Below are 10,242 nucleotides of genomic sequence, written 5' to 3'. Positions count from 1 at the left end.
ATGGCATACCTTATTATTGTGGATGTACAAGTGGAAATGCAGGTTGTGTTAATGTACTTTATGTTTCATGCTCAGGTGGCGGTGGCGGTAATAGTGGTGACGGAGTTGGAAACAGCGGTGAAGGTAGCGGTCTTGGTGGTGAAGGCGGAGGAGGTAGTACTATTGGAACAGATGGCGACCCATTGCATCCTTTTGTGCCTAATGTTTTGGAGTTTGTAGAAAATGAACCATGTGATAAATTAAAAGATTTATTAAATACGTCTAAAACTAATCTTAAGCCATGGATAAATAATTTAAAACCTAAGCTAAATCTAGTTGGTGAACATGGTGTCATTTTTAGAAAGAATGATCTTAATCAATATGGTGCAACATATGTTCCATACGATCCAGAACTTAATGATAACGAAATTTTCCTAAAAGTGGGTGGTGATATTTATTGTGCAGTGCATACACATCCTTCTTATACTCAACCGATGTTTTCTTGGAGCGATGTTTTACATTTGTATAATATTCAAAAAAATATTAAAACACATAATAGTGGCCTTGCTACTTTTCTTGTTTTATGTAAAGATGACTTTGGCGTAGAGCAACTCTATTCTATTTCTGTAAATAATATATCACAATTTATGAATAAAATTGAAAGTATAATTAATTCTGAGGAATATTTGGGATGTGATATAACAGACGTTCAAAAAATTCTAGATGAAAAAATTGAAAGAAGATTTAACCTAGAGAATAATTATGAAAGGCAATTTTTGAAAATGTTTCAAAGTTTTAATATGACTGTTGCAAAAGCAAACAGCCAACTTACCAGTTGGAGTGTACTAAGCGTGAATCCTCTTTCACCTTCAATAATAGCTGAAACACCATGTAATTAACAATGATATAAAAAAAATCCAAATGAAAACAACAACTATACTACTACTAATCACCTTTTTTTTTAAAGGTTATTCTCAATCACCAACAATTGATATTTATAGTAATTACGATGATGAAATTAATAATGCGTATTACAAAGACATCAACGGTTTACTTAATAAATTTGAAGGCACTTATGTGTATCAAAATGGAAACCAACTATTTAAACTAGTTTTAATAAAAAAAGAAATGCAATTTAATTCTCGTTTTTATCAAGACATGATTATAGGTGGCTATCAATATATTGATGCTAATGGAGTTGAGATTGCTAACACGTTAGCCAATGTAACGGTGGTTTATCCAAATCAATTGATGCATTTTGTGAATGGGTATAACTTATTGAGAAATAACAATAGGCCAATTTGTTCTACATGTTTTGGAGGTGAATTACGATTGTCTTTAACTATGACAAGTCCAGATAGGAGTAGTTACACAAAGTTGATAATTAGAAAAATGTTTTCGTTAGAAGATAATTCAGAATCTTTAAAGATTTTTGTAACGCCAAAACGAGCTGGCGAAAGGAGTTATATTGAAGGAACAGAGCCGCCAGTTCTAGCACCTTTACTACCAACTGGTGAATATGTGTTGCAGAAGGAATAAGTTTTATTTCTCTTTGAGCAATTCAGTTGGGAAATACTAAATCAAAAAACAACCCGAAAATCTACTACTATAGTATATTGGATAAAAAAAAGGCTTTGATTACTAATCCTGCTTTACTTAACCGCGTTGCAAAAGCTACCATTTGATTTTCTCATTAAAAGTAGGTACTCGATGCAATCGAGCACCAGATGTCAGAATGAATTTGGAATTAGGAGTTGTGAATTAAGAGTTATGAGGTGAGGATTAGAGTTGGGTGATTTGTATTATGAGATCCCTCCTTGCGTCGGGATGACAAACTTGGGTGGGGATGAATTAGGAATTATTAGTTGTGAGTTATGAGTGATGAGGTGATGAGCAAGTTACTAATCCTGCTTTACTTAACCACGTTGCAAACGCTACCATTTGATATTCTCATTAAAAGTAGGTACTCGATGCAATCGAGCACCAGATGTCAGAGCTTTCATTGATTAACAAACCCGAAAATACCACTAGATTTTCGGGTTTTTTATGTTTAAATGAAGGTTTTATTTATTATTCTCAAGAATATAAGTCAATACTTTCGTCATTAAATGCACACGGTCGACGCCCATGACATTGTGTTTGTGCATTGGATAAGCAAAAAAGTCAACTTGTTTTTTTGCTTCGATGAATTTTTTAAGTAAAACATAATTATGTTGCATCACGACCACATCATCGCTGGTGCCGTGAATTAATAATAGTTTTCCTTTTAGATTATTCACATAATTTAAGGTGCTCGATTCGTCAAAACCTTTTTGGTTTTCTGCTGGGGTGTCCATGTATCGTTCGCCGTACATGATTTCGTAAAACTTCCAATCGGTCACGGGACCACCGGCAACTCCGACTTTAAATACATCTGGTTTTCGCAACAATAAGGAGGTAGTCATAAATCCGCCATAACTCCAACCATGCACTGCTAAACGATTTATATCTACATAAGGTAATGTTTTTAAATAGTCGATTCCTTTGATTTGATCTTCGATTTCGTTTGTGCCACATTGTCCATGAATGACACTTTCAAAGGCAAAACCACGGTTGTCGGAACTGCGATTGTCTACCGTGAAAACTAAATAACCTTGTTCTGCCATCCAATACATCCATAGGTTTGCTCCATCTAAATAGGAATTTGTAATCATTTGAGCTTTTGGACCACCATACACATAAACCATGACGGGATATTTTTTTGAGGGGTCAAAATTGCTCGGTTTAATGAGTCGCGTATATAAATCGGTTTGGCCATCGGCTGCTTTAATGGTTTTGATTTCTGCCGTTCCCATGGCATAACCGTCATATTTATTTGGGCTGGTCAATAAGGTTGTTGATTTTCCTTTTTTGTCTATTAGCAATGATTTAGAAGGAGTGGCATGGTTTGAGAATTCATCGAAAAACCAATTTCCATCGGAGGATATTTCAAATTGATGAACTCCTTCTTCTTTGGTAATAAGTGTTTGTTTGCCTTTTAAATCTACTTTATAAACCAACATGTTTGTTGGGTTTGGTCCCGATGCTTTGAAATAAATTTCAGTTCCAGCAGGATTGGTTGCCAAGATTTCTCTAACTGGGAAAGTATTTGAGGTTAATTTTTTAATTAATTTTCCGTCAATAGAATAGTAGTAAAGGTTTTGGAAACCGTCTTGTTCACTCGTCCAAATAAAATTAGTTGACTTTTCATAGGGAAAATAAGCGGCATGTTCAGGCTCCACCCATTTAGGGTTTTTTTCGTTTAAAATGGTTCGGATAAACTGACCAGAATTAGCATCATAAAGATTAAGATTCATATCGTTTTGACGTCGATTAAGTTCGGCAATCAAGACGTATTTTTCATCGGGCGACCAAGCAAGATTTGTTAAATAATCATCGGAATTGTTTTTTGGAGAAATAAAAACAGTTTTGCCAGTAGCTAAATTGTAAATTCCAACTTTTGGTTTTTCTGATTTCTGACCAATCATCGGATATTTGATGCTTTCGAGTTTTCCAGGCGTTTCGTTGATGTCTAGTAGCGGATAGTCAGCCACTTCTGTCTCATCTTTTTGATAAAAAGCCAAATAAGTTGATTTTGGCGACCAAAAGATTCCGCCAACGATACCAAATTCGCTACGTGCAATTGCTTGACCGGAAACAATGGCTTTGTCCGATTCATTGGTAACTGCCTTTTTTTGGTTGTTTGAATTGATATAGTATAAATTATTTGCTTCGGTAAAAGCTAAATTGGATTTTGTTTTGTCAAACGTTTGGTTTTCGGCAATTTCCGGAGTTTCTATTGTTTTTTTTCCACTTTTAGAAGTCAGTGAATAGGTGAAATATTTTCCATTTTCTGAAACTAGAATTGTAGAAGAATCGAGCCAAGCAGTTCCAAAGAAATGGCGTAAAGTGGTTCCTAAATTAGCATTGACTTCTTTTAAGGAAAGTAATTCGGTTGCTTTATTATCAGATGTTGAAGCCACCATCATTTTACTCCACATATCGGTGTAATACACGTATTTATTTGAATTTGGAATCCATTGAAAACCTGTTAATTTGTCGGCTCCAAATTTTCTGCCTTGTTGAAGAACGCCTTCTTCCAGCGTGATTTGTTTTACTTGTGCAACGGATGAAAATCCTAAAAAAAGACTTAAAAAAAGGAGTGCGATTTTATTCATGAGGAATTGCTTTTTGATTTTGGTAAAGATATGACAAAGGAATTTATTTTTAGTGGTCAAGGCAATTACTCGTAGCTAGGATATTTTTTTTGAATGGACTCAGCTGAATCCAGCATCATTTTTTTTAAGACAACGAGGTCAATATCTTCTATTTTTTTAATATAAACACATGCTTTTGCGGCTTTATGCTTCCCTAGTTGGTCTAACAATACTTCACGAGTGGGGAAAGAGGTGTCAAAATAAAGGGCAAATTTATCTTTTCTAGGTGAGAAGCCATTTAAGGGAGCATCGCCTTCACGGCCAGAATCGTAGCGGTAATGATAGCTTCCGAAACCAATGATGCTTGGTCCCCACATTTTTGCTTTAAAGCCGGTGGTTTTCTCGTAAATTTCAATTAATTGGAGGGTTTCTTGTTGGCGTTTTTCGTCGATCGTTTTGATGAATTCAGTAACATCGGCATTGGTTTCAATTGTTTTGTTTGCTGCCATCGTTTATTTATGAGTTAAAAAAAAATCCCAAAAAGATAAGTTTTCGGGATTTTAATTGAGCGTTGTTTTAGATTAAATTTTCTTCATTTTCTTTATCCAAATATTCTTGAACAATTTCAATGGCATTCGTGACCACGTCACTCAAAGCGGTAATAAATGTGCCTTCTTCGGCCGTATTGATAGCATGTTTTATGGCTTCAATCTCTTTTGGGATTATTTCATACGTTACGGTTCTACCTGATTCAGCGATACCTTCTAAAATTAAATTGATGATTTCTTCTTCAGTTCTACCTCGTAAATGTTTTTCCTGACGGATGATAATGTGGTCAAACATACGAGCGGCAATAGTTGCACATTCTTTGATGTCTTCATCTCTACGATCTCCAACGCCCGCAATAATTCCGATTTTTTTAGAAGCTTCCATGTTGCTTAATAAATCTTCAATAGCGGTGTAACCTGCTGGATTATGAGCAAAATCGATCATCACTTTGAATTTTTTAAACTCAAAAATATTCATTCGACCCGGCGTTTGTGCCACACTGGGAATAAATGTTTGTAGTGATAAGCTAATATCATCTGTTTTAAAACCGTATAAATACGCAGCTAAACTGGCTGCCAATACATTCTGAATCATAAACTTTGCTTTTCCACCTAAAGTGAGCGGAATATGTAATACTTTTTCGATTCGGATTTTCCAATCACCTTTTTTAATAGTGATAAATCCGTTTTCGTAAACAGCAACAATTTTCCCTTCCTTACTTAATTTTTTCACAAATGGATCATCTTCATCCATCGCAAAATAAGCGACATTACAACTCAATTCATTTGCAATTTTAATACATTGCGCATCTTCTGCATTTAAGATTGCCCAGCCGTCTTTTTTGACACTTTTAACTACGACACTTTTTACTCTTGCTAAATCGTCAAGGGTATCAATATCATTTAACCCTAAATGATCGGCACAAATATTTGTAATAATCGCAATATCGCAACGATTAAATCCTAATCCTGAACGAAGAATTCCGCCACGAGCCGTTTCTAATACGGCAAATTCTACTGTTGGATCTTTTAAAATATATTCAGCAGAAAGCGGTCCGGTAGTATCGCCTTTTTCAAGCATGTGATTCTGAATATAAATTCCATCAGAAGTCGTAAATCCAACCCTATATTTATTATTTTTTACAATATGAGCCATTAAACGCGTGGTGGTTGTTTTTCCATTTGTTCCGGTAATCGCAATAATTGGAATGCGACTTTCTTTTCCAGGAGGATAAAGCATGTCTACAACTGGAGCAGCAACATTTCGCGGCAAGCCTTCCGAAGGAGCTAAATGCATTCTAAATCCGGGGGCAGCGTTCACTTCTAAAACAACGCCGCCATTTTCTTTTAAGGGTTGCGTTAAATTTTCTGCCATGATATCAACGCCACAAATATCTAAACCAATAACTCTCGAAATTCGTTCTGCAATAAATATATTCTCTGGGTGTAGCATGTCGGTCACATCCACAGAAGTTCCGCCGGTACTTAAATTGGCAGTTGATTTTAAATATACTATTTCTTCTTTTTGTGGAATAGTTTCCAACGTAAAGTTTAATTTTTCTAATAAATCTTCGGTATCTCTATCCACCGTAATTTCGGTTAATACATTTTCATGACCATAACCACGACGTGGGTCAAGGTTGGTTTCGTCAATCAATTCTTGAATAGTGTTTTTTCCATTTCCAACCACGTGAGCCGGCACTCGCTTGGCTGCGGCAACAAGTTTATTGTTGATAACTAATATTCTGAAATCAAATCCAGTAATATATTTTTCAACGATGACACGACGACTATATTTTTTGGCATGTTCTAATCCTTCCACCGCATCTTCCCAATTCGTGACATTAATAGAAGCCCCTTTGCCATGATTTCCATCCAACGGTTTTAGAACAATTGGATAGCCAATTTTCTTGATGGTATCTTCTAAATCTTCTTCATCCACACAAATGTCGCCACTCGCAACAGGAATAGAAGCCAAGTCGAGCATTCGTTTGGTTTGTTCTTTATCGCACGCAATATCTACGGCAATGCTACTAGTTTTACAAGTAATGGTTGCCTGAAATCGCATTTGATTGATGCCATAACCTAATTGTACGAGCGAATTAGTTCCTAAACGAATCCAAGGAATATCTCTTGAAACGGCCTCTTCAACAATACTTCCTGTGGAAGGCCCGAGACGAACCCGTTCTCGTATTTCTCTCATTTTTTGAATATCGGCTTCTACGTCATAATCTGTTCCTTCCATTAAAGCTTCGGCAATTCGAACAGCACTTTCTGCAGCAAAAAGACCAACATTTTCTTCGGTATAACTAAAAACGACATTATAAATACCGGGTGTTTTTGTTTCTCGTGTACGACCAAAACCCGTATCCATTCCCGCTAGCGTTTGAATTTCTAAAGCAATGTGCTCAATGACATGTCCCATCCAAGTGCCACGTTCAACACGAAGGAAAAAACCGCCACGGCAACCTTCGGAACATCGGTGTTCAATCATGCTTGGGAACATGGCTTCAATACGTTCTCTGAAACCTTCGATTTTATTAGTGGGAGTTTGCTCCGCTTCTTCTAAGTCCAATCGCATTTGAATTAATCTTTTACGCTGAATACTCCATAAATTAGGGCCACGTAGAGCTTGAATTTTTAATATTTTCATGTATTTTTTCTGCTTTATTTTTTGTGTAATGATTTTGTTAAAAATAAGAATTATTTAAAGCAAACAAAATTTTTTTTTTAAGTTTTTCATTTTTTTAACCATTTTTTTGTTTGAATAACTTAAAACGACCTTTACTAACTAGCCCTGATGCATGGATTGTTGGTGCTCTTGGAGTTTTAATAAAATGACAAAGCAACTCCATGCAGCTGGAAAATGGACTGATGCAAAGCTTAGGGATTCGCTCTAAAAAAAGAGTAAATGATTTTTTATAAAAAACATTTTGCATATAAGTTTTTGCTATTTTTGCGACATGGAAATTAAAGGAAAATTAATTATTATAGGTGGAGCTGTTGATAAAGGCAGTTTTACTGAAAAGGATTTAGATCAAAATGCGCCTAAAAATTTGAATTTTTTTGAAGAAGGAATTTTAAAACGCATCATTGAAGAATCTAAACATAAAAAATTATCTCGTATTGAAGTAATTACTACGGCAAGTAGTATACCGAGAGAAATTGGTCCAGAATATGTGAAAGCATTTAATCATTTGGATGCCAAAAATGTTGGGGTTTTGTATATTGAGAAGCGGGAACAAGCTTGTGAACCAGAGGTAATTGAACGCATAAAAAATGCTGATATTGTCATGTTTACAGGTGGTGATCAGCTCCGTTTAACTTCCATTTTGGGAGGAACCGAAATGCATACTATTATATTGAATAAATATAAAAACGAAGATTTTATTTACGCTGGAACTTCTGCTGGAGCAGCCGCAGCCTCTAACAGCATGATTTATCAAGGCAGTAGTTCAGAAGCTTTGCTGAAAGGCGAAGTGAAGATTACGTCTGGTTTAGCCTTAATAGACCATGTAATTATTGATACACATTTTGTTAAAAGAGGAAGAATTGGTCGTTTGTTTCAGGCCGTAGTTAGTAACCCAAAAATACTTGGAATTGGTCTTGGAGAAGATACCGGTTTGCTGATTACCAATGGAAAACAAATGGAAGCCATCGGCTCTGGTTTAGTCATTTTAGTGGATGGAAGAGAGATTAAAGATACTAATTTGACAGAAGTTTCTTTAGGTCAGCCGATTTCTATTAATCATTTGGTAACGCATGTGATGAGTAATCACGATACCTTTGATTTAGATACGTTTAAAATGAAAATTCATTCTTCGCAATACGTATAATTATAAGTTGTAAAAAATTAATCGACAACCTAATTCCATTAAAATGAAACTAATCATCCACGGCGGTTTTTTCTCAGAATCGAGCACAGACAAAGAAACGAAAGTTGCTAAGCAAGAAGCTTTACTTCAAATTGTGAAAGAATCGTATGGCTATTTACAATTTCATACTGCCTTGGAAACGGTGGTTTATGCCGTTTCATTATTGGAAAATAATGCGTTGTTTAATGCCGGAATTGGTTCACAAATTCAAAGTGATGGCAAAATCAGAATGAGTGCTTCATTAATGGATGGCACTTCTCAAAAATTTAGTGGCGTAATCAATATTGAAGAAGTGAAGAATCCAATTCAAGTTGCCGAAATTTTGTTGCGTGAAGAGGATAGAGTGTTGAGTGGAGCAGGAGCAATCCAATTTGCACGAGTACACGGATTTGAAGCATTTTCGACTGAAATTCCACAACGAAGAACAGAATATGAAGCCAAACTCAAAGCCAATGGTCAAGGTACAGTAGGCTGTGTTGCGTTTGATAAAAACGGAAATATAGCGGTAGCGACATCTACTGGCGGAAAAGGATTTGAAATTGTGGGTCGTGTTTCTGACTCAGCTACCGTTGCTGGAAATTATGCGAATGCTTATTGTGGCGTAAGTTTAACGGGTGTTGGCGAAGATATTGTGAGCAATGCTACCGCTGCAAAAATTGTGACCCGTGTGACGGATGGTTTTTCATTAGAAAAAGCCTTTGAAAAAACCTTTGAAGAACTAAAACCGTATGATGGTTTTGCAGGAGCCATTGCGATTGATTACAAAGGAAATATCTATCATCAAGATTCGCATCCAAGTATGGTTTTTGCAAGTTTTGATGGAGAGAAAGAGGAAGTTTTTGGATAAACCTAAGTCAGTCATTTAAAAAAGTCAATTATTTGCGTTTTATCAGTAAAAGAAACGCCTCTCTATTTAGTGAAATACTATAGGCCAAACTCATAAAAATACACCAAGAGATCAAAAATGAAGGAAGTTTTTCCACTCCAAATTGAAGGTATTCATTTTTTGAAAAAATTAGCATGGTCGCTACTACCACTACATAACAGACTGAAATTGCCAAAAAGCTAAATTTAAAACTGCTTACTTTGAAAAGAAAAGAAGTAAAGTAAAATAACAGAATTGCAGCTAGGTAACCACCAAAAGTTAGCATGATAATTCCTTCATATTCTGTGATTTCTTTTGTAGAAATGTCATATAACCATTCATCAAAAAAATACAGGACAACTGCTAATCCCATAAAGACTAAATAACTCTGAACCAAAGAGAGCAGAATGCCTAACGGTCGGTTAATTTTGATTTTATCTACATTCACTAAACTAACAGACAAAGAAAACAGCAATGGGAGGTAAAATAATGCTTTTTCGACAGAAGGAACCAGCAACATTGTTACAATTACCAATAGTGAACCTAATAGAATTCGAAACATTTGATACATTTTTTTTAAAACTTAAATGTACTAAAAATTACGAAAAGGAGATGCGGTTTTTTTGAATTTGTACCCAAAATTTTAAAAGTATCTTATAGAGATTCTTATTAGCTTAGTTGGGTAATTAGTATTATTACTTTTTATTGAATCACTTTCTTTATTTTTATGGATTTTTATTTTGTCTATTAACTTTTAACCATTATTTTAACAAAAACGATTAAAAAAATCCCAACCTTTC

Annotated in this window: 8 protein-coding genes; 4 read left to right on the top strand and 4 right to left on the bottom strand. The window is 35.3% G+C overall.

Annotated features, from left to right (window positions below; genetic code table 11):
- Together PHR76_RS05870 and PHR76_RS05865 are read left to right on the top strand one after the other, a co-directional pair.
- On the top strand, positions 1 to 878 hold an 878-nt coding region (locus tag PHR76_RS05870; RefSeq protein WP_300059518.1), incomplete at its 5' end, for a hypothetical protein.
- Positions 879 to 900: 22 nt separating this feature from the next.
- Entirely contained in the window at positions 901 to 1,518 is a 618-nt protein-coding gene (locus tag PHR76_RS05865) for a DUF6705 family protein (RefSeq protein ID WP_300059516.1), read from the top strand.
- A 524-nt stretch (positions 1,519 to 2,042) separates the two neighbouring features.
- On the opposite strand, the gene PHR76_RS05860 is transcribed toward PHR76_RS05865, so the two are convergent.
- The 3 genes from PHR76_RS05860 to cphA form a co-directional block, all read right to left on the bottom strand.
- Entirely contained in the window at positions 2,043 to 4,175 is a 2,133-nt protein-coding gene (locus tag PHR76_RS05860) for a DPP IV N-terminal domain-containing protein (protein WP_300059514.1), read from the bottom strand.
- A gap of 65 nt (positions 4,176 to 4,240) precedes the next feature.
- On the bottom strand, positions 4,241 to 4,663 hold the full coding sequence (locus PHR76_RS05855) for a DUF1801 domain-containing protein (protein WP_300059512.1): 423 nt from the start codon (positions 4,661 to 4,663) through the stop codon (positions 4,241 to 4,243).
- A 67-nt stretch (positions 4,664 to 4,730) separates the two neighbouring features.
- Positions 4,731 to 7,355 (bottom strand): cyanophycin synthetase, encoded by a 2,625-nt coding sequence (gene cphA / locus PHR76_RS05850; protein WP_300059510.1) that lies wholly within the window; start codon positions 7,353 to 7,355, stop codon positions 4,731 to 4,733.
- 310 nt (positions 7,356 to 7,665) lie between these two features.
- Between cphA and PHR76_RS05845 the strand changes: the two genes are divergently transcribed.
- Positions 7,666 to 8,538 (top strand): cyanophycinase, encoded by an 873-nt coding sequence (locus PHR76_RS05845; RefSeq protein ID WP_300059508.1) that lies wholly within the window; start codon positions 7,666 to 7,668, stop codon positions 8,536 to 8,538.
- 43 nt (positions 8,539 to 8,581) lie between these two features.
- A complete protein-coding gene (locus tag PHR76_RS05840; RefSeq protein ID WP_300059506.1) occupies positions 8,582 to 9,424 on the top strand; it encodes an isoaspartyl peptidase/L-asparaginase in 843 nt (280 codons plus the stop codon).
- Positions 9,425 to 9,452: 28 nt separating this feature from the next.
- Here PHR76_RS05840 and PHR76_RS05835 read toward each other — a convergent pair whose 3' ends face one another.
- Positions 9,453 to 10,004: a hypothetical protein gene (locus PHR76_RS05835; protein ID WP_300059504.1), complete on the bottom strand. Its 552-nt coding sequence runs from the start codon at positions 10,002 to 10,004 to the stop codon at positions 9,453 to 9,455.
- Positions 10,005 to 10,242: the final 238 nt, after the last annotated feature.

Source organism: Flavobacterium sp. (assembly GCF_028689845.1).
Taxonomy (GTDB): Bacteria; Bacteroidota; Bacteroidia; order Flavobacteriales; family Flavobacteriaceae; genus Flavobacterium.
This window is presented reverse-complemented; position numbering and strand designations above follow the sequence as displayed.

What these genes read in the sequence shown, in the direction of transcription:
- PHR76_RS05835 (WP_300059504.1), bottom strand. Translation starts at nt 10,004, where the DNA reads ATGTTTCGAATTCTATTAGGTTCACTATTGGTAATTGTAACAATGTTG.
- PHR76_RS05855 (WP_300059512.1), bottom strand. Translation starts at nt 4,663, where the DNA reads ATGGCAGCAAACAAAACAATTGAAACCAATGCCGATGTTACTGAATTC.
- PHR76_RS05865 (WP_300059516.1), top strand. Translation starts at nt 901, where the DNA reads ATGAAAACAACAACTATACTACTACTAATCACCTTTTTTTTTAAAGGT.
- PHR76_RS05860 (WP_300059514.1), bottom strand. Translation starts at nt 4,175, where the DNA reads ATGAATAAAATCGCACTCCTTTTTTTAAGTCTTTTTTTAGGATTTTCA.
- PHR76_RS05840 (WP_300059506.1), top strand. Translation starts at nt 8,582, where the DNA reads ATGAAACTAATCATCCACGGCGGTTTTTTCTCAGAATCGAGCACAGAC.
- cphA (WP_300059510.1), bottom strand. Translation starts at nt 7,355, where the DNA reads ATGAAAATATTAAAAATTCAAGCTCTACGTGGCCCTAATTTATGGAGT.
- PHR76_RS05845 (WP_300059508.1), top strand. Translation starts at nt 7,666, where the DNA reads ATGGAAATTAAAGGAAAATTAATTATTATAGGTGGAGCTGTTGATAAA.